Source organism: Amycolatopsis sp. TRM77291, assembly GCF_054166285.1.
The window spans coordinates 1,548,606-1,570,219 of the sequence record NZ_JBSZHF010000001.1 but is presented as its reverse complement, the minus strand read 5'-3'; the positions used below and the strand labels follow the sequence as shown (position 1 = coordinate 1,570,219).

22 protein-coding genes are annotated in these 21,614 nt (G+C 69.8%); 5 read left to right on the top strand and 17 right to left on the bottom strand.

Annotated features, from left to right (window positions below; all coding sequences use genetic code 11):
* Window positions 1-171: 171 nt before the first annotated feature.
* The 8 genes from recN to ACXIZN_RS07505 all read right to left on the bottom strand — a co-directional run bounded on the left by recN (window position 172) and on the right by ACXIZN_RS07505 (window position 9,479).
* Window positions 172-1,968, bottom strand: a complete 1,797-nt coding sequence (gene recN, locus ACXIZN_RS07540) for a DNA repair protein RecN (RefSeq protein ID WP_457953239.1) — start codon at window positions 1,966-1,968, stop codon at window positions 172-174.
* Window positions 1,969-2,072: 104 nt separating this feature from the next.
* Window positions 2,073-2,984 (bottom strand): NAD kinase, encoded by a 912-nt coding sequence (locus ACXIZN_RS07535; RefSeq protein ID WP_219150964.1) that lies wholly within the window; start codon window positions 2,982-2,984, stop codon window positions 2,073-2,075.
* Window positions 2,981-3,796, bottom strand: a complete 816-nt coding sequence (locus ACXIZN_RS07530; RefSeq protein WP_457953238.1) for a TlyA family RNA methyltransferase — start codon at window positions 3,794-3,796, stop codon at window positions 2,981-2,983. The genes ACXIZN_RS07535 and ACXIZN_RS07530 overlap by 4 nt, the downstream gene beginning before the upstream one ends.
* Before the next feature lie 4 nt (window positions 3,797-3,800).
* On the bottom strand, window positions 3,801-4,043 hold the full coding sequence (locus ACXIZN_RS07525; RefSeq protein WP_457953237.1) for a hypothetical protein: 243 nt from the start codon (window positions 4,041-4,043) through the stop codon (window positions 3,801-3,803).
* 22 nt (window positions 4,044-4,065) lie between these two features.
* Window positions 4,066-5,055 carry an HAD-IIA family hydrolase gene (locus tag ACXIZN_RS07520; protein WP_457953236.1) on the bottom strand — a complete coding sequence of 330 codons (990 nt, stop codon included), beginning with the start codon at window positions 5,053-5,055 and terminating at the stop codon, window positions 4,066-4,068.
* Window positions 5,048-6,961 (bottom strand): hypothetical protein, encoded by a 1,914-nt coding sequence (locus ACXIZN_RS07515; RefSeq protein ID WP_457953235.1) that lies wholly within the window; start codon window positions 6,959-6,961, stop codon window positions 5,048-5,050. The genes ACXIZN_RS07520 and ACXIZN_RS07515 overlap by 8 nt, the downstream gene beginning before the upstream one ends.
* Window positions 6,962-7,536: 575 nt before the next feature.
* Complete coding sequence (gene tyrS, locus ACXIZN_RS07510; RefSeq protein WP_457953234.1) at window positions 7,537-8,811, bottom strand: tyrosine--tRNA ligase; 1,275 nt, start codon at window positions 8,809-8,811, stop codon at window positions 7,537-7,539.
* 32 nt (window positions 8,812-8,843) lie between these two features.
* Window positions 8,844-9,479: a DNA-3-methyladenine glycosylase gene (locus tag ACXIZN_RS07505; RefSeq protein ID WP_457960472.1), complete on the bottom strand. Its 636-nt coding sequence runs from the start codon at window positions 9,477-9,479 to the stop codon at window positions 8,844-8,846.
* A 122-nt stretch (window positions 9,480-9,601) separates the two neighbouring features.
* On the opposite strand from ACXIZN_RS07505, the gene ACXIZN_RS07500 reads away from it, so the two are divergent.
* Genes ACXIZN_RS07500 through ACXIZN_RS07490 form a run of 3 tightly spaced genes read left to right on the top strand, consistent with a single transcriptional unit; the run spans window position 9,602 to window position 11,483 of the window.
* Window positions 9,602-10,177, top strand: coding sequence for an SRPBCC family protein (locus tag ACXIZN_RS07500; RefSeq protein WP_457953233.1), 576 nt, complete (start codon window positions 9,602-9,604; stop codon window positions 10,175-10,177).
* Window positions 10,174-10,845 carry a DUF4166 domain-containing protein gene (locus ACXIZN_RS07495; protein WP_457953232.1) on the top strand — a complete coding sequence of 224 codons (672 nt, stop codon included), beginning with the start codon at window positions 10,174-10,176 and terminating at the stop codon, window positions 10,843-10,845. Before ACXIZN_RS07500 ends, ACXIZN_RS07495 begins: the two co-directional genes overlap by 4 nt.
* Window positions 10,845-11,483 carry a TetR/AcrR family transcriptional regulator gene (locus ACXIZN_RS07490; protein WP_457953231.1) on the top strand — a complete coding sequence of 213 codons (639 nt, stop codon included), beginning with the start codon at window positions 10,845-10,847 and terminating at the stop codon, window positions 11,481-11,483. The genes ACXIZN_RS07495 and ACXIZN_RS07490 overlap by 1 nt, the downstream gene beginning before the upstream one ends.
* A gap of 50 nt (window positions 11,484-11,533) precedes the next feature.
* Here the strand turns inward: ACXIZN_RS07490 and argH are convergent, their stop codons facing one another.
* From argH to argC, 8 genes are all read right to left on the bottom strand, one after another.
* On the bottom strand, window positions 11,534-12,949 hold the full coding sequence (gene argH / locus ACXIZN_RS07485) for an argininosuccinate lyase (RefSeq protein ID WP_457953230.1): 1,416 nt from the start codon (window positions 12,947-12,949) through the stop codon (window positions 11,534-11,536).
* Between the two features lie 27 nt (window positions 12,950-12,976).
* Window positions 12,977-13,330, bottom strand: coding sequence for an argininosuccinate synthase (locus tag ACXIZN_RS07480; RefSeq protein WP_457953229.1), 354 nt, complete (start codon window positions 13,328-13,330; stop codon window positions 12,977-12,979).
* Complete coding sequence (locus tag ACXIZN_RS07475; protein WP_034321647.1) at window positions 13,320-13,841, bottom strand: arginine repressor; 522 nt, start codon at window positions 13,839-13,841, stop codon at window positions 13,320-13,322. The genes ACXIZN_RS07480 and ACXIZN_RS07475 overlap by 11 nt, the downstream gene beginning before the upstream one ends.
* Before the next feature lie 73 nt (window positions 13,842-13,914).
* Window positions 13,915-14,841, bottom strand: coding sequence for an ornithine carbamoyltransferase (argF, locus tag ACXIZN_RS07470; RefSeq protein ID WP_126734040.1), 927 nt, complete (start codon window positions 14,839-14,841; stop codon window positions 13,915-13,917).
* 16 nt (window positions 14,842-14,857) lie between these two features.
* Window positions 14,858-16,051, bottom strand: coding sequence for an acetylornithine transaminase (locus ACXIZN_RS07465; protein WP_457953228.1), 1,194 nt, complete (start codon window positions 16,049-16,051; stop codon window positions 14,858-14,860).
* Window positions 16,048-16,968, bottom strand: coding sequence for an acetylglutamate kinase (gene argB, locus ACXIZN_RS07460; protein ID WP_034321637.1), 921 nt, complete (start codon window positions 16,966-16,968; stop codon window positions 16,048-16,050). The genes ACXIZN_RS07465 and argB overlap by 4 nt, the downstream gene beginning before the upstream one ends.
* Complete coding sequence (argJ, locus tag ACXIZN_RS07455) at window positions 16,965-18,125, bottom strand: bifunctional glutamate N-acetyltransferase/amino-acid acetyltransferase ArgJ (protein ID WP_457953227.1); 1,161 nt, start codon at window positions 18,123-18,125, stop codon at window positions 16,965-16,967. Before argJ ends, argB begins: the two co-directional genes overlap by 4 nt.
* Window positions 18,122-19,150, bottom strand: a complete 1,029-nt coding sequence (gene argC, locus ACXIZN_RS07450; RefSeq protein ID WP_457953226.1) for an N-acetyl-gamma-glutamyl-phosphate reductase — start codon at window positions 19,148-19,150, stop codon at window positions 18,122-18,124. The genes argJ and argC overlap by 4 nt, the downstream gene beginning before the upstream one ends.
* A gap of 90 nt (window positions 19,151-19,240) precedes the next feature.
* On the opposite strand from argC, the gene ACXIZN_RS07445 reads away from it, so the two are divergent.
* Window positions 19,241-20,206, top strand: coding sequence for a helix-turn-helix transcriptional regulator (locus tag ACXIZN_RS07445; RefSeq protein WP_457953225.1), 966 nt, complete (start codon window positions 19,241-19,243; stop codon window positions 20,204-20,206).
* Between the two features lie 42 nt (window positions 20,207-20,248).
* Here the strand turns inward: ACXIZN_RS07445 and ACXIZN_RS07440 are convergent, their stop codons facing one another.
* Entirely contained in the window at window positions 20,249-20,743 is a 495-nt protein-coding gene (locus ACXIZN_RS07440) for a helix-turn-helix domain containing protein (RefSeq protein ID WP_457953224.1), read from the bottom strand.
* A 215-nt stretch (window positions 20,744-20,958) separates the two neighbouring features.
* On the opposite strand from ACXIZN_RS07440, the gene ACXIZN_RS07435 reads away from it, so the two are divergent.
* Entirely contained in the window at window positions 20,959-21,408 is a 450-nt protein-coding gene (locus ACXIZN_RS07435) for a DUF6294 family protein (RefSeq protein WP_126734046.1), read from the top strand.
* The last annotated feature ends 206 nt before the right edge of the window (window positions 21,409-21,614 follow it).

Below are 21,614 nucleotides of genomic sequence, written 5' to 3'. Positions count from 1 at the left end.
CCGCCACGAACGTCGCGAAAGCCACTTTCGCAACCGTCAGCGTTGCGAAAGTGGCTTTCGCAACCCTCACCTGAGTACCTCGGCCCGGCCAGAGCGTGAGAAGTAGTGAAGGCCTCCTTCACCACCCTGAAGGTAGGGAAGGAGGCCTTCACGGACTCACGCAGGCGGAGCTTACTTCGCCTTCTTTCGCTTTCCGCCGCGACGGGCCTTGGGCTTGTCCGGCGCGCTCTTGTCGGCCTCGGCCACGGCGAGCAATTCCTCCGCGTGCGCCCGGCCGGTCTCGGTGCTTTCCATTCCGGCGAGCATGCGGGCGAGCTCGACGACCCGCTCGGATTGTTCGAGCACACGCACCCCACTGCGGGTGACTCCGCCGCTGGTGCCCTTGTCCACCACCAGATGCTGGTCGGCGAACGCGGCCACCTGCGGCAGATGCGTGACCACCAGGACCTGGTGACTGCGCGCCAGCCGCGCGAGCCGCCTGCCGATCTCGACCGCGGCCCGGCCGCCGACCCCGGCGTCGACCTCGTCGAACACCAGTGTCTGCACGGTGTCCGCGTGCGCGAGGACGACCTCGATCGCCAGCATCACGCGGGAAAGCTCACCACCGGAAGCGGCCTTGTGCACCGGAAGCGGCGGCGCGCCGTTGTGCGCCCGCAGCAGCAGCTCGACATCGTCGACACCGTCGGGCCCGGCGTGCACGAGCCTGCCGTCGACCTTCACCGCGTGCGCGTCGCTCTCGTCCACGGTGCGCCGCTCGACGGTGATCTCGATCTCGGCCTGTCCCATGGCGAGCCCGGACATTTCGGCGGTGATCGCCTCGGCGAGCTCGGCGGCGGCCTCGACCCGCGCCTCCGACAACGTGAGCGCGTGTTCCGCCAGCGTGACGGCGAGTTCGTCGCGGCGCTTGGCCAGTTCGGCCAGCGCCTCTTCGGAGGTGTCCATCGTGGACATCCGGCGGCGGGCGTCGTCGGCCCACGCGAGCACGCCGTCCACATCGGCCGCGTATTTGCGCGTGAGCCGCTTCAGATCCGCCTGGCGCGCGAGCACCTTCTCCAGGAGCGCCGGGTCTGCGTCGAGCGTTTCGAGGTAGCTGCCCAGCTCGGTGCCCACTTCGGACAGCAGCACCGAAGCCTCGTCCAGCCGGGGCCCGAGTTCACGCAGCACGGCGTCTTCGGAACCCGTCAGGTGGCGGCTCGCCTCCCCGATCAGCCCCAGCGCGCCGGGCGCGTCCGGATCCCCGTCCGGCGAACCGGCGACGGCGGCGTGCGCCGCGCTGGCCGCCGACCGCAGTTCGTCGACCGCGGCGAGCCGTTTGATCTGCTCGGTGAGCTCGGTGTCCTCTCCGGGTTCCGGCGCGACGGCGTCGATCTCGGCGAGGCCGTGGCGCAACAGGTCGGCCTGCTGCGCCATCTCGCGGGAGCGGGTAGAGCGCTCGGTCAGCTCGGCGACGACGGCGAGCCACTCGTCCCGGACCGCGCGGTAGCGCTCGAGCGGTTCGGTGACGGCCTCGCCGGCGAACCGGTCGATCACCGCGCGCTGCTCGGCGGGCCGCAGCAGCCGCAGCTGATCGTTCTGCCCGTGGACTGCGATCAGTTGTTCGGACAGGTCGGCCAGTACCCCGACCGGCACCGAACGGCCACCGAGGTGGGCACGGGACCGGCCGTCGACCGAGACCGCGCGCAGCGCGATGACGCTGCCGTCCTCGTCGACCTCCGCCCCGGCGTCGGTGACGATCCGGGTGGCACCCTCGGCGCCGCCCAGCTCGAATCGGCCTTCCACGAAGGCCTTCAGCATTCCGGTCCGCACCTTGGACACTTCGGCTCGGCCGCCGGAGAGCAGGTGCAACCCGCTGACGACCATGGTCTTGCCCGCACCCGTCTCACCGGTGACGACGGTGAAGCCCGCGTGCAGTTCCAGCAGGGCGTCCTCGATGACTCCGAGGCCCTGGATGCGCATCTCGGCCAGCACGACGCCCACCGTAGCGGCCCACCCCGACCATTCCCGCACCCGGCACGTCATGAAAGGGGCCTTGACGACGAAAGTTGTCCTCAGCGGCCCCTTCACGACATCCGTCAGCGGGCGTGTCGCTCCCGCCAGCCCTTGATCGGCAACGAGAACTTGTGCACCAGCCGGTCGGTGAACGGGCCTTCCCACAACCGGACCAGGCGCACCGGCACCCGGCCGCAGGTGACCCGCACGGCCGCGCCGGCGGGAAGATCGAAGGTCCGCGATCCGTCGCAGGTCAGGACGGCGGGCGAACCGTCCGGATCGATGGCGACGGTGATCTCCGAGTCCCGCGAGACGACCAGTGGCCGGGAGAACATCGCGTGCGCGTTGCTCGGGACCACCAGCAGGGCCTGGACGTCCGGCCAGATGATCGGCCCGCCCGCGGAGAACGCGTACGCCGTCGAGCCGGTCGGAGTGGCGCACAGGACGCCGTCGCAGCCGAAGGACGACACGGGCCTTCCGTCGACCTCGATGAGGGCGTCCAGGACGCGCTCACGTGAGCTCTTCTCGACACTGGCCTCGTTGAGCGCCCAGGTGTGGACGGTCTCCTCGCCGTCGACGGTCACGACGACGTCGACGGTCATCCGCTCTTCGACCTGGTAGTCGCCGTCGACGGCACGCTGGACGGTGTCGGCGAGCTTGTCCGAATCGGCCTCCGCCAGGAAGCCGACCCGGCCGAGGTTCACACCGAGGACCGGGACACCGTTCGGCCTGGCCAGCTCCGCGGCCCGCAGCAACGTGCCGTCGCCGCCGAGCACGAACACCAGCTCGGTGCCGGCGGCCGGATCCTGCTCCGGCGCCATGACCGTGCAGGGGGCGCCGATCCCGCCGTCGGCTTCCAGCATCTCCCGGACGTCTTCGTCGAGGACCCGGAGCCGCACACCCGCCTTGGCGAAACGGGCCGAAACCTCGCGTGCCGCGTCCCGGGTCGCGTCCCGGTCCGGGTGCACGACGAGCAGCACCTCGCGATCGCTCATTGGGGTCCCTCCAGGACTGCGGTCCGGACGAGCCGCTCGGCGTCGGTGCCGGCGGTCTCCCCCGCCCCGCGGGTAAGCCAGACGAAGTATTCGACGTTCCCCGACGGCCCGGGAAGCGGGCTCGCCACGACGCCGCGCAGGCTCAGGCCCAGCTTTTCGGCCTCGGCGAGCACACCGAGCACCGATTCGGCGCGCAGTTCCGGATCGCGGACGACGCCGCCGCTGCCGAGCCGGTCCTTGCCCACCTCGAACTGCGGTTTCACCATCGGCACCAGATCCGCGCCGTCCCGCGCGCAGGCGGCCAGCGCGGGCAGTACGAGTTTGAGCGAGATGAACGAGAGGTCCCCGACCACGAGGTCGACCTGCCCGCCGAGATCTTCCGGGGTCAGGTTGCGGACGTTCGTCTTGTCAAGGACGACCACGCGGTCGTCGGTGCGCAGGCGCCAGTCCAGCAGGCCGCGGCCCACGTCGGCGGCGATCACCGTGGCGGCGCCGTTGCGCAGCAGGACATCGGTGAAGCCACCGGTCGAGGCGCCCGCGTCGAGACAGCGTTTTCCCTCGGTGGAAAGACCTTGCGGAGTGAAGGCTTCGAGCGCGCCGAGCAGTTTGTGCGCGCCGCGGGAGGCCCAGCCGGGATCGTCGCCGTCTCGCACCACGATCGGCGCGCCGGACTCGACCCCGGTCGCGGGTTTGGTGGCCACCATGCCGCGCACGGTGACCTTGCCTTCGGCGATCAGCGCCGACGCCTGCTCCCGGGAACGGGCGAGTCCCCGCCGGACGAGCTCCGCGTCCAGGCGGGCGCGTTTGGGCACGCGGTCAGACCTTGTCGATGGTGGACAGCGCCACCGTCAGCTCGGTGTGCACGGCCTCGAACCGGTCGACGTGCTCCGAGAGCGGAAGCGCGGCGAGGTCGTCGAGCCCCGCGACCGCTTCGTCGATCCCGGCTCGGGGATCCGTGTCCTGCTGCGCGAACTGTTCGGTCTGGACCGCCGGAGGCCCGGGCACCGGCGGCGGGCCCGGAACCGGCGGTCGCGGCACGGGGTGGAAGTGGTCTTGCACCCCACCAAGTTAGCAGCGCTGGTCAGCCGAGGTGCAGCTCGGCGAGCGCGGCGCGGGCGGTGTCGCCCACACCACGGACCTCGGTGATCCCCGAGTCCCAGGCCGCCGCGCACAATGCGCGCAACAGGTCGAGGGAGTCGCCTTCACCATCGGCTTCGAGGACGTCACCCTGTGCGGTGACACGCCAGCCGTCCTTGGGCCCGATTTCGAGAAGATCCGCCCGGCTGCTCAACCCGGACAGGTCCTGCGCGAGGTAGCGCGGACGCTCCTCGGGCCTCGCCGCGATCAGGGACGCCGCGTCGGCGACGCCGGTCAGGACGCAGAGCGCGTCGATCCCGGCCGCGACCGCGCCCTCGATGTCGGTGTCCAGCCGATCGCCCACGACGAGGGCCCGCTCCGCGCCCGCGTCGCGCGCCGCCGTCGTGAACAGCCCCGGCGCCGGCTTGCCCGCCACCAACGGCTCGACGCCGGTGGCGTGGCGCAACGCGGCCACCATCGATCCGTTGCCCGGCAGCAGACCACGTTCGCTGGGCAGGGTCGCGTCGACGTTCGTCGCCACCCAGAGCGCGCCCGCGCGGATGGCGAGACACGCCTCCGCGAGGGCCGCCCAGGTGTTCTGCGGCGAGTGCCCTTGCACCACCGCGGCCACGTCCGGACCGGCTTCCCGGACCGTCTTCAGCCCGGCGGACTCGATCTGGGCGGCCAGCGAGTCCGTGCCCACGACGAGGACCACCGCGCCCTGAGGCAGCCGCTCACCCAGCAGGGCGGCGGCGGCCTGAGAGCTCGTGTGGACCTCTTCGGGGGTGGCGGGCAGTCCGAGTGCCTCCAGGTGCGCGGAGACCTCCGCAGGCGCCTTGGAGGCGTTGTTGGTCACCCACCGGACGGCCGTGCCGTGGTCCCGAAGCGCCCGAAGCGCTTCCGGTGCGCCCGGGACCACTTCGGTGCCGTGGTAGACCGTGCCGTCGAGGTCGAACAGGACCGCGTCGTATCCGGCCGAGAGGGCGTCAGCCATTCGTGAGCTCCGCGGCGCGCTCGGCGGCGTCGGTCTCGTCCTCCTCGTCGGCCTCTGCCGCGTTCAGGAACCAGCGGATCGCCTCGTCCTTGCGGTCGGCGGCGGCGAGGTTGTCCGCGTAGGCGTAGAACAGCCGGGCGCTCCACGGGTCGCGCTTCTCCGCCTTGAGGTCGTCACCCTGGAGGGAGACGACGGCGGCGTCCAGCTGGCCGAGGTCGCGCCGGGCGCCGGCCGCGACGATCGCGAGCTCGACCTGGGTCGCCTTGGAGAGACGTTCCTTGTCGACCTCCTTCGCGAGGTCGAGCGCCCGCTCCGGACGGCCGATGGCGCGCTCGGCGTCGGCGATGATCGCGATGTGGTCGTCCGTCCGGGTCATCCGGCGGACGGCCCGCAGCTCGGACAGCGCCTCGGACCAGTTGCCCGCGTGGTAGGCGACCAGGCCGAGCGCCTCACGGACGATCGGGACCCGCGACGCCTTGGCCTTCGCGTACTTGGCGTGCTCCATGGCGGCTTCGGGATCCTCGTCGACAAGGCCACCGGCCGCGACCAGGTGCTTGCCGACGGTTTCCGCGAGTGCCTTGGGCAGGGTGCGGAGCTCCCGGCGGACCTCCTCGTCGAGATCGGAGAACTCGATGCCTTCGGGCAGCTCCGGAGCCTCGAGCAGCTCACGCGCCAAGGTCTCGTCGTCGACCGGCCTGTCCTCGGTGCGAGGAGAGGAGCGGAAGTCCTTGCGGCCCTCGGAACGGTCGCGCTGGGGACGGTCGTCGCGCTTGCGCTCGAACCCGCCGCGCTTGTCGTCGTAGCGCTTCTCCGGCCGGTCGGACGAGCGACGGTCGGGACGGTCGCCGGACGGCCGGTACGAACCGCGCTTGTCGTCGCCACGATTGTCGCGGTCGCCGAAGCTCTTGCGCTCGTAGCCACCGCCGCTGGGACGACGGTCACCGCCGGAACGGGAGCCACCGCGGTCGTCGCGATAGGACGGACGCCGGTCGTCGCCGCCACCCCGGTTGTCACGGCTGTCGCGGTCACCGTAGGACTTGCCCTGGGGGCGTCCCTCGTAACGGTTGCCTGACGGGCGGTCGTCGGAGCGGCCGCGGTTGTCCGAGCCATAGCCGGAGCGAGCCGGGCGGCTGTCGGAGCGCTTTTCGTACCGGCCCTCGGAACGGTTGTCCGAGCGACTGTCGGAGCGGTTGTCGTAACGACGCTCGGGACGGCTGTCGGACGACCGGTAGCCGCCACGGTTCTCGGACCGGTAGCCACCACGGTTGTCGCTTCCGCGATTGTCACTGCCGCGGTTGTCCCGGTTGTCGCCGCCGCGGTACCCGCCGCGATCGCCGCCACGGCTGTCGCGGTTGTCGGACCGGTAGCCACCGCGGCTGTCGCCGCCCCGGTTGTCCGGGCGGTAACCGCCCCGGCTGTCTCCACCACGGTTGTCACGGTTGTCGCCGCCGCGGTATCCACCGCGATCGCCGCCACGGCTGTCCGAGCGGTAACCGCCGCGGTCGCCGCCCTTGTAGTCGCGGCTGTCGCGCCGGTCGTCGGAGCGGAAGCCGCCACGACGGTCGTTGTCGCGGCCGCCGGACCGGTCGTCGTTGTTGTAGCGCGGGCGGTTGTCGTCACGCCCCTGGCCTGCGAACCGGCTGCCACCGGGGCGCTGGTCACGAGGACCGTCGCCGCTGCGCGAGGGCTTGCCGGCGTAACCACCGGAACCGCGGGCACCGCGGTCGTCCCTGCGCGGGCGCCCCTGGTAGCCGCCATCGCGGCCGCCCCGGTCCTGCCTGCCGCCGGCGGAACCGCGCCGGTCACCTCGCTGCGCGTCAGACCGGCCTCCGCGGGGACTGTCGTCCCGGCGACCCGACCGGCCGGACGCGCCATCATCTGAGTCACGTCGACCGAACTCGGACACCTGGCCTCCTGCCACTATTGAAAAGTTTCGACACTGGGGCCCACCCGTCAGGTGGGCCAACGGACCATTCTAGTCGGTCCATGGACATGAAAAGAGACAGGGCCCTGACCGGGGAGAACCTGTTGGGGTTCTCGACCCTGGTCAGGACCCTGTCCTGAAGTTAGTCCGGCGGTGTCCTACTCTCCCACAACCCTTCGGTTGCAGTACCATCGGCGCTGTCAGGCTTAGCTTCCGNAAATTAATGCTCTCAAAGGAACCTCAAACGAGGTTCAAATACATAAGCTCTACTGGCTTAGTTCACTAGCACACTGTTGAGTTCTCAAGCAACACACCCCAGATCGCACCGCACGCGGCCTTATCCGAAGCAGTCATTCCTAGCAGTTTTTGGTGAGACACCCACTCAATCGCACTGAGTCTTTCAACTCCGAGGCGAGAGCTTGGTTCGTGTCCCGGTCGGCCGCCCGGTTTCCCTGGCGACTTGGAGAACTTTACACGCCCCGGAAGGGCCCGAAACAGGGGGGTACCTTAACTGCGTTTCCGCAGGTCAGAGCCCCTGTTTCGGGCCCGGGCGGCGATCAGCCTCCGACGCGCACGCCGGCGACGTTGCGCTTGCCCTTACGGACCACGAGCCAGCGGCCGTGCAGAGCGTCGTCCGCGGACGGCTTCCACTCCTCGTCGGCGATCTTCGTGTTGTTGACGTACGCGCCGCCTTCCTTGACGGTGCGGCGCGCGGCGCCCTTGCTGTCGACGAGGCCGGCGGCGATCAGCAGGTCGACGATCGTCGACTCGCCGTTCGGGTCGACCTTGCCGTTGGGCACCTCGGCCATGGCGGCGTCGAGGGTCGGCGAGTCGAGCTCACGCAGCTCTCCCCTGCCGAACAGCGCCTGGCTCGCGGCGATGACCTGCCGGGTCGCCGCCTCGCCGTGCACCAGGGTCGTGAAGTCCTCCGCCAGCTTCCGCTGCGCGGACCGCAGGTGGGGGCGCTGTTCGGTGTCCTCGGCCAGCGCCGCGATCTCCTCCTGCCCGAGGAAGGAGAACATCCGCAGGTAGCGGATGACGTCGGCGTCGGCGACGTTCAGGAAGTACTGGAACCACGCGTACGGGGAGGTCATCTCCGGGTCGAGCCAGACACTGCCGCCGCCGGTGGACTTCCCGAACTTGCGCCCTTCGGTGTCGGTGACCAGCGGCGCGGTCAGCGCGTGCGTGTGCCCGCCGTCGGTCCGGCGGATCAGGTCGACACCGCCGACGAGGTTGCCCCACTGGTCGGAGCCGCCGATCTGCAGCTTGCAGCCGTACTCGCGGTGCAGGTGCAGGTAGTCCTGCGACTGCAGCAGCAGGTAGCTGAACTCGGTGTACGACATGCCGTCGGCCTCGAGGCGCCGCTTCACCGTCTCCCGGTTCAGCATCATGTTGACCGGGAAGTGCTTACCGACGTCGCGCAGGAACTCGACCACGGTCTGCTTGCCGGTCCAGTTCAGGTTGTTTTCGATGACCGCGCCGGTCGGCGAGTCGTCGAAGTCGACGAAGCGCTCCAGCTGCCCACGGATCCGGTCCGCCCATGCGGCGACGGTGTCCAGCGTGTTGAGGGTGCGCTCACCGGTGTCGCGCGGGTCACCGATCATCCCGGTCGCGACACCCGCCAGCACGATCGGCCGGTGACCGGCACGCTGGAAGCGGGAGAGCATCAGCAGCGGGACCAGGTTGCCGGCGTGCAGGCTGGGCGCGGTCGGGTCGAATCCGCAATAGAGCGTGAGAGGTCCTTGGTCGAGGTCTCGCCGGAGTGCTTCGAGGTCGGTGGATTGCGCGATCAGGCCGCGCCAGGTCAACTCGTCAAGGATGTGCTCGCTCACGCCTGTAGATCCTCCCGCACCAGGTCAACCGACTATCGGCCGGGGGCGGCCGCCCGTCGCTTGCCGCCCCGGCGGTAGGTGGAGACCGCGGGCGATCCGTCGATCCAGAACCGCCACGGCGTGTCCATCGCCATCGCGACGCCGACGCGCGGCCCGGTGCGGATGTCCGCTTCGGGAACGCGTTCGCCGGTGAACAACCGGACCGGTGATGCCGGATCGGTCAGGTCGACGCCGTTCTCGGCCCGGTCGATGCCGAGTACCGAGGTGAGGATCGCCGGACCTTTGGCGAGCTCGCCGTTGCCGCGTGCCGACGGCCTGCGCGCCCTGGCGATGTCCGCACCGGACACCACCTCCCCGGCCCGCAGCAGCACGGCGCCCGGCTGCCCGTCTTCGGTGCCGACGACGTTCGCGCAGAAGTGCATGCCGTAGACGAAGTACACGTACAGGTGCCCCGCGGGTCCCCACATGACCGCGTTGCGCGGCGTCTTGCCGCGATAGCAGTGCGACGCGGGGTCGTCGAGCCCCCGATAGGCCTCGACCTCCACCAGGCGGACGGCGACCGTGCCGTCGGGACCGGTCGACTCGATCACCGCGCCGAGCAGGAGCGTGGACAGCTCCACCGGATCCAGCGCCAGCTCGCGCCGGGTGAACTGCCTGCCGGTCTCCACGTTCCGCACTCCCCTTTACCTCGCGTTCTCCCAGGCCGACCTTAACCGGCCCGGTATTGAGCGATCGCTCAAACATGCTCTACAGTGATTTTGAGTGGACGCTCAAAACTGGAGGGGGCTCCATGAGCCGAAGAGCGCTTTACGTCGAAACGGTGATCCGCACCGACCTCGAGACGCTGTGGCGGTACACGCAGGACCCGCGTCTGCACGCACGGTGGGATCTCCGCTTCTCGCAGATCGAGCCGGTCGTGGGTTCGCCGGGACGGTTCCGGTACACGACCGAGTTCCTGGGGATCGTCGTCAGCGGGACCGGAACACACGCCGGGGAGAGCACCCGGCCGGACGGCGGCCGGACGTCCGCGCTGCGATTCGCCTCGGCCGATCCGCTGTCGCTCATCAGGACCGGATCGGGGTACTGGCGCTACACCCCGGTCGACGACGGCGTCCGGTTCGTCACCGGCTTCGACTACATCACTCGATGGGGTGTCTTCGGCAGGTTCGCCGACCTGCTGTTCCGGCCGCTCTTCGGCTGGATGACGGCCTGGTCGTTCGACAGGCTCCGCTTGTGGCTCGAGACCGGCGCGCCACCGGAAGAACTCCCGTTGCTCTCCCCCTCGGCGAGGCGCTGCCGCCGGAGCCCGCGGCCCGGCAAGGACGGCGTCGCGCCCCGCATCCTCGACACCCTGGAGCAGGCATGATCTTCCGAGAAGCGCTGGGCGCCGGCTTCGAGTCCTTGCACCCGCGGATGCGCGAACGGCTGTCGCTGAGTACGGAGAACGGCGTCGGGATGATCGGCGTGGGCGTGATGGACGAGATCTGGCGCGGCGCCGCGTTCACGACGCCGTTCCTGCGGCTCGGCGCGTCGAGGCACATCCTGTTCCCCGAACGGGGCCACAACGTCCCTTTCACCATCGAGAACTATCCGTACGTCGACTCGCTCGGCAGGGAGACGGTCTCGTTCGTCCGCACCTTCGAACTGCCGGAACGGCGACGCCGGTTCGACGCGCAGATGATCTACAGCCGCGATCGCGGGAAGATCGTCGACTACCTGGGCACACATCAGCACCTCGCCGTCGATCTCGACATGACGGTGCGGCCCGACGGCGGTTTCCACATCCGGTCGGAGGAGTTCCGTATCCGCGAAGGCCCGCTTCGGTGTGTGGTGCCGCGATCCCTCGTCGGTGTGGCCGAGGTCGACGAGTGGTTCGACGAGGAGAGCGGACTCTTCCGCATCGAGATCCGGGTGACGAACCGGCACTTCGGGCCGTTGTTCGGCTACCGGGGCGCTTTCGAGGCACGGTTCGTCGATCTGCGGCCGGGGGTGAGCGGCGCGGTGAAGCCCCTGCGTGAGAAGGTCCTGGACTGATGAACGGGCCCAGCACGAAACAGCGGTTGATCGACGGAGCGCTGGAGACGATCCGCACCAGCGGGATCACCGCGGTTTCGGCCAGGACCGTCGCCGCCGCGGCGGGCACCAATCAGGCGCTGATCTTCTACCACTTCGGCAGTGTCGAGGAGCTGATCGCGCAGGCCTGCGTGACGGCGACCGAAAGCCGCGTCGCCCACTTCCGTGACCGCTTCGCCGACGTGACCACGCTGGGCGAGCTTCTGGACCTCGGCCGGGTCATCCATGCGGAGGAACGCGCCGAAGGGAACATGACGGTCCTCGCCCAGGCGCTCGCCGGCGCGCAGGGCGGCGGACGGCTGGCCGAGGCGACGCGGCAGGCGCTGGACAACTGGGTGCGCGAAGTCCGGGTCACCCTCGACCGTGTGCTGGCCGATTCGCCGGTGCTGGAGTTCGCGGAGACCGAGGGGCTCGCCCACGCGGTCTCCGCCGGTTTCCTGGGTCTGACGTTGTTCGAGTCGGTGAATCCCGAGGGCAGCGAACAGGCACTGGCGGCGTTGGAGCAGCTTGCCGTCCTGGTCGACGTCTTCGAGGGGCTCGGCCCGGTCGCCACCCGCGCGGTGCGTGCGAAGCTCCGGAAGACCGCGAAGCGATCTTGAAGCCTCCCTTCCTTGCGCAGGGCGCAAGGAAGGGAGGCTTCAAGTGCAACTCAGCCGAGCCAGGCGCGGTGCTCGGCGACCCGCGCGACCAGCCGGTCCCTCTGCTCGGCGACCCGCTCCGGAGCGGTACCGCCGCGAGCGTTGCGCGAACTCACCGAGCCCTCGACGGTCAGCACCTCGCGCACGGCGGGCGTCAGGGCCGGGTTGATCTTCTCGAACTCTTCGTCGGTCAGTTCGTCCAGGCCGACACCGCGGGCTTCGGCGACGCGGACGCTCTCCCCCGCCGCTTCGTGCGCGACACGGAACGGAACGCCCTGGCGTACCAGCCATTCGGCGATGTCCGTGGCGAGGGTGAACCCGGCGGGCGCCAGTTCGGCGAGCCGGTCGGTGTGGAAGGTCAGCGTCTCGAGCATGCCCGCGATCGCCGGGAACAGCAGTTCCAGCTGCTCGACGGAGTCGAAAACCGGCTCCTTGTCCTCCTGCAGGTCACGGTTGTACGCGAGCGGCTGCGCCTTGAGCGTCGCGAGCAGACCGGTCAGGTTGCCGATGAGCCGTCCGGCCTTGCCGCGGGTCAGCTCGGCGACGTCGGGGTTCTTCTTCTGCGGCATGATCGAGCTGCCGGTCGCCCAGGCGTCGTCGAGGGTGACGTAGCCGAACTCGGCGGTGTTCCAGATGATCACCTCTTCGGCGATCCTGGACAGGTTGACCGCGAGCATCGCGACGTCGAAGGCGAACTCGGCGACGAAGTCGCGCGAGGCGGTGCCGTCGATGGAGTTCTCGACGCTGGTGTCGAAGCCCAGTTCCGCGGCGACGGCCTCCGGGTCGAGACCGAGCGACGAACCCGCGAGCGCGCCGGAGCCATAGGGCGATTCGGCGGTGCGAGCGTCCCAGTCACGCAGCCGGGTGACATCGCGCAGCAGCGACTGGCCGTGCGCGAGCAGGTGGTGCGCCAGCAGGACAGGCTGGGCGTGCTGCAGGTGGGTGCGGCCGGGGAGGATCGCGTCCGGGTGCCGCTTCGCCTGCGAAACCAAGGCGTCCACGACACCGAGGGTGCCCGCGACCACCCGCCGGGCGGCGTCCCGCAGCCACATCCGGAACAGCGTCGCGACCTGGTCGTTTCGCGAACGGCCTGCCCGCAGCTTGCCGCCGAGTTCGGTGCCCGCCCGCTCCAGCAGACCGCGTTCGAGCGCGGTGTGGACGTCCTCGTCGGCGACGGTCGGGGTGAACGCGCCCGACTCGACGTCCTGCGCGAGGGTGTCCAGCGCGGCGAGCATGCCGGTCAGCTCGTCTTCGGTGAGCAGCCCCGCCTTCCGCAGCACTCGCGCGTGGGCCCGCGACCCGGCGATGTCGTACGGCGCCAGCCGCCAGTCGAAATGGGTCGACGCGCTCAGCGCCGCCATCGCCTCGGCCGGCCCGCTGGCGAACCGGCCGCCCCACAGCTGCACCGGCTGCTCATTCCCGCTCACAACACTCCTCGAATCCCTTGGTTCTCTTCAGGCGACTGATCGGTCGAAGGTAGCGCCTGTGGTGAAGTCGTACAGCGCGCGCTCGTCGCGCGCGGAGTTCACGACCGCGTTCCCGCGGTGCAGGACCAGCCGCACCTCGCCGGACACCCGCCCGGTACTGACCTTCTGCAGTTGCTCGTGCGCGGTGACCAGCGCGCTCGCGGCAGGCCCCTCGTAGATCTCGCGTCCTTTGAGCCCGAAGGCGCCGACACGCAGGTTCAGCTGCTGGAAGGCTTCCAGCAGCGTCACGGTCTCCCCGTCGATGGCCACCGGCACCCCTTCGTCGAAGGTGATGACCAGCTTCTCCGGGTCATCCGGGAAGGCGAACCCGTCAGGCGTCACCTTCGGTCTCCTCACCGCCGTCCACTGTGGACGACCGTCGGGCCAGCGCCATGAAGCGCTCGGCCAGGTCTTTGCCGGACAGCGGTTCCCTCGCGATCACCGCGACCGTGTCGTCGCCGGCGATGGAACCGACGACCTCCTCCAGCGCCGCCCTGTCGATGGCGCTGGCCAGGAACTGCGCCGCACCCGGCGGGGTGCGCAGCACCGTCAGGTTGCCCGACGAGTCCGCCGAAACGAGCAGTTCGGCGAGCAACCGCGAAAGCCGGGATGTGCCACCCTGCACCCCGCGTACCGGGCTGCCGTCCTCGGGGATGACATACACCGGCGCACCGGAATCGGCACCCCGGAGCTTCACCGCGCCCAGTTCGTCGAGGTCCCGCGAAAGCGTCGCCTGCGTGACGTCGATACCTTCCGCCGCCAGGAGCTTCGCGAGCTCTGTCTGGCTGCGGATGGCCATCGTGGACACGAGTTCGGTGATCCGTGCCTGCCGGGTGACCCTGCTGCCGGTCATCGTCGCTTCTCTGTGCCAGTGCGGGACACCCACACCCGGTCGGCATGCGCGAGCGAGGCTTCGCCAGTGTGGCTCACGATGCCTCCTTGCCAAGCAGCCACACCAGCAGCGCCTTTTGCGCGTGCAGCCGGTTCTCGGCCTCGTCCCAGACCGCGCTGGCCGGTCCGTCGATGACCTCGTCGGTGATCTCCCAGCCGCGGTGCGCGGGCAGGCAGTGCAGCACGATCGCCTCGTCCGCGGCGCGGCGCATCAACGCCGCGTTGACCTGCAGCTCGCGGAACGGGCCGACCCGGTCGAGGCCATCGTTCTCCTGGCCCATGGAGGTCCAGGTGTCGGTGACGACGACGTCCGCGCCTTCGACGGCCGCGTACGGATCGGTGAAGACCGTGGTGCTGCCGCCGGTCTCCGTCGACCGGTGCTTCGCGTCGAGCATGACCTGCTGATCCGGCTGGAAGCCCTCCGGCGAGACGACGCGGACGTGCATCCCGGCCGTGGTCCCGCCCAGCAGCAGCGAATGCGCCATGTTGTTGGCGCCGTCGCCGAGGTACACCAGGGTCAGCCCGGCGAGCTTGCCCTTGCGCTCGCGGATGGTCATCAGGTCGGTGAGCACCTGGCACGGGTGGAACTCGTCGGTGAGCGCGTTGATCACCGGGATGCTCGCCGCCGAGGCCATCGCGTCGATGCGCTTCTGGGCGAAGGTCCGCCAGACGATCGCGTCCAGGTACCGCGAAAGCACCCGTGAGGTGTCCTCGATGGTCTCTTCGCGGCCGAGCTGCATGGAGCGGCCGTCGACGATGACCGGGTTGCCGCCGAGCTGGGCGATGCCCACCTCGAACGAGAACCGGGTCCGGGTGGAGTTCTTCTCGAAGATCGCCGCGACGGATTTGCCCTCCAGCGCGCGGGAGCTCAGCGGCTCGGCCTTCAGCTGGTCGGCGAGGTCGAGGATCTCGGCCTGTTCGGCGGGGCTGAGATCGTCGTCACGGAGGAAGTTGCGGAGCATGCGTTTCGTCTCTGTCCTAGGTGGTGGTGGAATCGAGCGCCCCGGGAAGGGCTTCGAGGAATCCCGTGGCCTCTTCGGCGCTCAGGATCAGTGGCGGTGCCAGCCGGATGGTGTCGGGTGCGATCGGGTTGACCAGGTATCCCGCGTCCTGCGCGGCCTTGGCGACCGTCGCCGAGACCGGTTCGCGCAGCGTGATGCCGAGCAGCAGGCCCGCACCGCGGACCCCGGACACCAGCGGGTGGCCGAGCTCCTCCACCCGGGAGGCGATGTCCTTGCCCAGCGCGGAAACGTGGTCGTTCAGATTGTCCTTGGCGATGGTCTTGAGCACGGCGAGCCCGGCGGCGCAGCAGACCGGGTTGCCGCCGAAGGTGGTGCCGTGCTGCCCCGGCTTCATCAGCTCCCCCGCCTCGCCGACGCCGATGACCGCACCGATCGGGAGGCCGCCGCCGAGGCCCTTCGCCAGCGTGATGACGTCCGGGACGATGCCGGTGTGCTGGAAGGCGAACCACGCGCCGGTGCGGCCGATGCCGGTCTGTACCTCGTCGAGGACCAGCAGGGTCCCGGTCGCCTTGGTGATCTCCCGCGCGGCCTGGAGATAGCCGTCCGGCGCCGGGACGACGCCCGCCTCCCCGAGGATCGGCTCGAGGAACACCGCCGCGGTTTCGTCGTCCACAGCGGCCCGAAGCGCGTCGACGTCACCGTACGGAACGTGCGTGACACCCGGGACCAGCGGCGCGAACGCGTCCCGCTTCGACGGCTGGCCGGTCAGCGAGAGCGCGCCCATGGTGCGCCCGTGGAAGGCGCCCTCGCAGGCGACGATCTTGGTCCGGCCGGTGAGCCTGCTGATCTTCAGCGCGGCTTCGTTGGCCTCCGCGCCGGAGTTGACGAACAGCACCTTCGCGTTGCCGGACAGGCCGGCGACGTCCAGGAGGGTTTCGGCCAGTTCGACGGCGGCCGGGTTCACGTAGAGGTTCGAGGTGTGCCCGAGTTTCGCGACCTGTTCGGTGACCGCGGCGACCACGGCGGGGTGCGCGTGGCCGAGCGCGTTCACCGCGATGCCGCCAAGCAGGTCGACGTACGGTTTGCCGTCGGCGTCCCAGACCTTCGCGCCTTCACCGCGGACCAGGGTCAGCGCCGGGGTGCCGTAGTTGTCCATGAGGGACGACTTCCAGTGCTCCTGGCCGTCTACATTGGACTTGTACGTGGTCACGGGAGCTCCGTTTCGGGGAAGACCATGGTACCGATACCGCGGGAGGTGAAGACCTCCAGCAAAACCGAATGGGCGATGCGACCGTCGATCACGTGCGCCCGGCGGACGCCGCCGCGGATGGCACGCACGCAGGCCTCCATCTTCGGGATCATGCCGCTGGCGAGGCCGGGCAGCAGCGTTTCGAGGCGGTCCACGCGGATCCGGTCGACCAGCGATCCGCGGTCCGGCCAGTTGGCGTAGAGGCCCTCGACGTCGGTGAGCACGACGAGTTTCTCCGCACCGAGCGCCGCGGCCAGCGCGCCGGCGGCGGTGTCGGCGTTGATGTTGTGCACGACGCCGTCGACGTCCGGGGCCACGGTGGACACCACCGGGATCCGGCCCGCGTTGACGATGTCGAGCACCGCGTCCGGGTTGACCTCGGAGACCTCGCCGACGAGCCCGATGTCGACCGGAACACCGTCCACAGTGGCCTGTTTACGCTCGGCGGTGAACAGCCGCGCGTCCTCGCCGGAGATGCCGACCGCGTACGGGCCGTGCGCGTTGATCAGGCCGACCAGCTCACGGCTGACCTGGCCGGTCAGCACCATGCGGACGATGTCCATCGTCTCGGGGGTGGTGACGCGCAGGCCGCCCTTGAACTCGCCTTCGACGCCGAGCCGGTTGAGCATCGCGGTGATCTGCGGCCCGCCGCCGTGCACCACCACCGGCCGCAGCCCGGCCATGCGCAGGAAGACCATGTCCTCGGCGAAGGCCTGTTTGAGGCTCTCGTCGATCATGGCGTTGCCGCCGTACTTGACCACGACGGTGGCGCCGTGGAAACGCTGCAGCCAGGGCAGGGCCTCGATGAGGATCGACGCCTTCTCGGCGGCGGTCGCGAGCCGCTCGTCCGCGGGAACCGTGGATTCGGAAGGGCTCATGAGGAGTACGCGCTGTTCTCTTCGACGTACGCGTGCGAGAGATCGGTCGTGTAGATCGTCGCCCCGCCTTCACCGAGACCGAGGTCGACCACGATCTGGATGTCCCGCCCCGAGAGGTCCGCTTCGGAGCGGTCCGCCGCGGTGGTGCCCTTGGCGAACAAGGTGACGCCGTTGATCGCGATGGCGACCTTCTCCGGGTCGATCTTCGCGGGCACCCGGCCCAGCGCCATGGCGATACGGCCCCAGTTCGGGTCCGAACCGAACAGCGCGGTCTTGACGAGGTTGTCCTCGGCGATCGTCCGCCCGACGGCGATGGCGTCCGCCTCGCTCGCCGCGCCGGTGACCGTGACGTCGACGTACTTGGTCGCGCCTTCGGAGTCCGCGCGCAGTTGCAGCACGAGGTCGAGACTGACGGCGGTGAGGAGTTCGGTCAGTTCGGCCTCGGTCGGTTCGACGCCGCTGGCGCCGGACGCGAGGACGAGCACCGTGTCGTTGGTGGAGGTCCCGCCGTCGACGTCGAGCCTGTCGAAGGTCACGCCGGTGGCGGCGCGCAGGGCCTTGTCCAGGACCTCCGGCGTGACGACCGCGTCGGTGGTGAGGACCGACAGCATCGTCGCGAGGTTCGGGGCGAGCATGCCCGCGCCCTTGGCGAACCCGCCGACGCTCCAGCCGCTGTCGTGCTTCGCGGCCGCCTGCTTCGGCTTGGTGTCGGTGGTCATGACCGCGGTGGCCGCGGCGAGATCGGCCTCGGCACCGGTGCCGAGGCTTTCGAAGGCGGTGTCCACGCCGGAAAGCAGCGCGTCCATCGGCAGCCGTTCGCCGATCAGGCCGGTCGAGCAGACCGCGACCTCGATCGCACCGGCTTCGAGGAGCTCGGCGACCTTCTCCGCGGTCTTGTGGGTGTCCTGGAAACCGCCGGGGCCGGTGGCGGCGTTCGCGCCGCCGGAGTTGAGGACGACGGCCTTGAGCCGCTGCTGCTTGAGCACCTCTTGCGACCACAGCACGGGCGCGGCCTTGATCACGTTGCGCGTGAACACACCGGCCGCGACCTGGAGCGGCCCGTCGTTGACGACGAGCGTGAGATCGAGCTTGCCCTCGGCCTTGATCCCGGCGGCGACGCCCGCGGCACGGAATCCCTTCGGCTGGGTGACGGTCACGGAGCGACTCCTACGGTCGGTAGTCCGGTGGTTTCCGGGAGGCCCAGTGCGATGTTCATCGACTGGACGGCACCTCCGGCGGTGCCCTTGGTCAGGTTGTCGATGGCCGCGACCACGATCAGGCGCCGGGTGTCGGCGTCGACGGTGACCTGCAGCTGGACGTTGTTCGAGCCGACGACCGAAGCCGAGGACGGCCACTGGCCCGCGGGCAACAGCTGGACGAACGGCTCGGTGGCGTACGCCTTTTCGTAGACCTCGCGGGCGCCGTCGGCGTCGAGGTCGGTCTTCAGCGGGGCGCTCGCGGTGGTGAGGATGCCGCGCGGCATCGGGGCGAGCACGGGGGTGAACGAGACCTTGACCCGCTCACCCGACACCGCGGAAAGGTTCTGCGCGAACTCGGGGGTGTGGCGGTGGGCACCGCCGACGCCGTACGCGGTGGCCGAACCCATCACCTCGGAACCGAGAAGGTTCGGCTTCAGGCTCTTGCCCGCGCCCGAGGTCCCGGTGACGGCCACGACGTTGACCTCCGGCTCGACCAGGCCCGCGGCGAGCGCCGGGGCGAGGGCGATCGAACCGCCGGTCGGGAAGCAGCCGGGGACCGCGATGCGTTTGGTCCCGGCGAGGCGCTCGCGGGCGCCGGGGAGCTCGGGGAGCCCGTACGGCCATTGCCCAGCGTGGTCGCCGCCGTACCAGCGCTGCCAGTCGGCCGCCTCCGAGAGGCGGTGGTCCGCGCCGAGGTCGACCACCAGGACATCCGGGCCCAGCTTCGCGGCGATCGCGCCGGAGTGGCCGTGCGGCAGGGCGAGGAAGACGACGTCGTGCCCGGCCAGGGTCTCCGGGGTCGTCTCCAGCAGGACACGGTCGGCCAGTGGCGCGAGGTGCGGTTGATGCTGGACGAGCGGCGTCCCCGCGGAGCTGGCCGCGGTGAGCGCGCCGATCTGGACTTCGGGATGGGTCAGCAGCAGGCGCAGGAGTTCGCCGCCCGCGTACCCGCTGGCTCCGGCCACCGCGATCTTCACCGTCATACGCATGATTATGCACTCCCATGCAAGTTCAATCAAACAAAGTCGTGTGGCTCACCCGATACGGGACTCGGTACCGGCATCCTTGATCGCATGACCGACACGCCCGCCCGGCTGCTGAGCCTGCTGTCACTCCTGCAAACCCCTCGCGAGTGGCCTGGCAGCGAGCTCGCCGAGCGACTGGAGGTCAGTCCGCGGACCATCCGGCGCGACATCGACCGCTTGCGTGAGCTCGGTTACCCCGTCGAGGCGTCGCGAGGTTCCGAAGGCGGCTACCGGCTGGGCGCCGGCACGGCGATGCCCCCGCTGCTGCTCGACGACGAGGAGGCCGTCGCGATCGCGGTCGGTCTCCGGAGCGCCGCCGGCCAGGCGATCTCGGGAATCGAGGAGTCTTCGGTGCGGGCGCTGGCCAAACTCGAGCAGGTGCTGCCGTCGCGGCTTCGGTACCGCGTCGGCGCGCTGGGCGCCGCGACCGTGCCCATCCCGGGCACCGGAGCCGCGGTGGACCCGGAACACCTCACGGTCTTCGCGGGCGCGATCGCCAACACCGAACGGACCCGGTTCGGCTATCGCACCGGCGACGGGACCGAATCCCGGCGGCACGTGGAACCGCACCGGCTCGTCTCCGCCGGACGCCGGTGGTACCTGCTCGGCTACGACCTCGACCGGGACGACTGGCGGATCTTCCGCGCGGACCGGATCTCGGAACCGAGGGCGACCGGTGGCCGGGCGACACCGAGACAGCCACCCGCGAAGGACGTGGCAGCCTACGTCACCGACAAGATGTACAGCCTCCTTCCCACCTACAGCGCACGCGTGACCCTGTACGCGCCGATCGGCCAGGTCTCCCCCGCGATCGGCGAGGGATCCGGCGAGCTGGAACCGATCGACGACGAGAGCTGTGTTCTCCACGCGGGCACGGACACCCTCGACTGGCTCGCGTTCCGGATCCTCGGGCTCGGCTGCGAATTCACCGTGCACGAACCGCCGGAACTGATCACTCATCTCAGGGAGATGGCGGCCAGGGCACAGCGCGGAACGAAGTCCACAGTGGACTGACGGCGGCCGCGAGGACGCACCCGCCCTCGCGACCGCCCTGGTTCAACCGAGTTCACCTACCTCTCGTCTGCTCGGCGGGATCGGGAGGTACGCGCCCCGGCGCTCCGGGTCGCAGCCGACCCTGGGCAGCCGGGCACGTATCCCGCCCGGTGTCCGCTCGAACCGCCGTGCGATCTCCTCGACGCTTTCCCCGGCCAGCCAACGGCTTTCCAGTTCCGCGTCCAGCTCGTCGGACCACGGCGAGCCCTGATGGGCGGGGCGGTCCGCCGATCTTCGGCGACCGTTCCTTCCGTTGCCCCGCCCGGCGAACGCCAGGAGGGTGTCGGAAAGGACGGTCGCCAAGGCCGGTACGGCTTCGGCGTCCATATCGAGCCTGCCTTCGGCGACAGGCTCCTCCTGCGGTCCGGCTCCGCCGACCATGACGGTCACCCAGCGGTCTTCCCCGGCCGCGCCGCCACCCTCGCGGGCGGCGACCTCGATGCGATAAACGGTGTCCTGCACGCGGATCTCGGTCCGGTGCTCTTCGACGATGGTCATGCCGGGGACGCTAACGGGGGGCGCCGACAGTTTTCCGGCGCGGCGAGAGGATTCGATGCGTGAACGGAACTTTCATCGCATTCGGGGGCGAGAGGGTGCCGGTCACGCACTATCGGCCACCCCTGTTGCCGCACCTAAGTGATCCCGACCGCCGTCAGCCGCGAGTTAGTTTCGTTCACAGACCGGTACGGATCGACGATTTTCGGGGAGGAAACATGAAAACCACAGCGCGTCGGATGTCGCTTTTCGTGACGATGCTCGTGCTCACGATCGGGACCGTCTTCGCCACGCCCGCCTCGGCGGGGACGACAGGTTCCACCACCGCGCAGGCCACCTGCACCGGAGCGGATTCCTGCTGGTTCACCTGGGGCCGCATCCAGGCGGGCGACTGCACGATGGACAACGCGAAGTGGACGCTCAGACGCAACGGCAGCGCTTCGTTCGAAGCGACGATCATCAGCAGCGACAGCAACGACGCGTGGCTGATGTGGGTGAACACCCTGGACAGCAACGGAATCGTCCTCGGGCCCATCCATCACGGCGGTGACACCAAGTTCGTCAAGGGCACCGTGAAGAACGTGTGGCACTGGTGGTTCGCCGAGGGGTCGTTCGACGCCGGGTTCTTCGACCGCATCCACAGCATGCGGATCACGAGCCACTGCTAAGGGGTGCGCGGAGCGGCTGCTCAGTGTTCCCAATGTCGCATCGGGAACACTGAGCGTCTCCAATGCGACATTGGGAACCTGACGACCAAGGCCCTCGACGGCCATGTCGCGAAAGCCACTTTGGGGACGTCTGATGTCCCGAAAGTGGCTTTCGCGACACGCCCTCGGCAGGTCGGGCGAACCATCCACGACCACCGCCGCCGCTC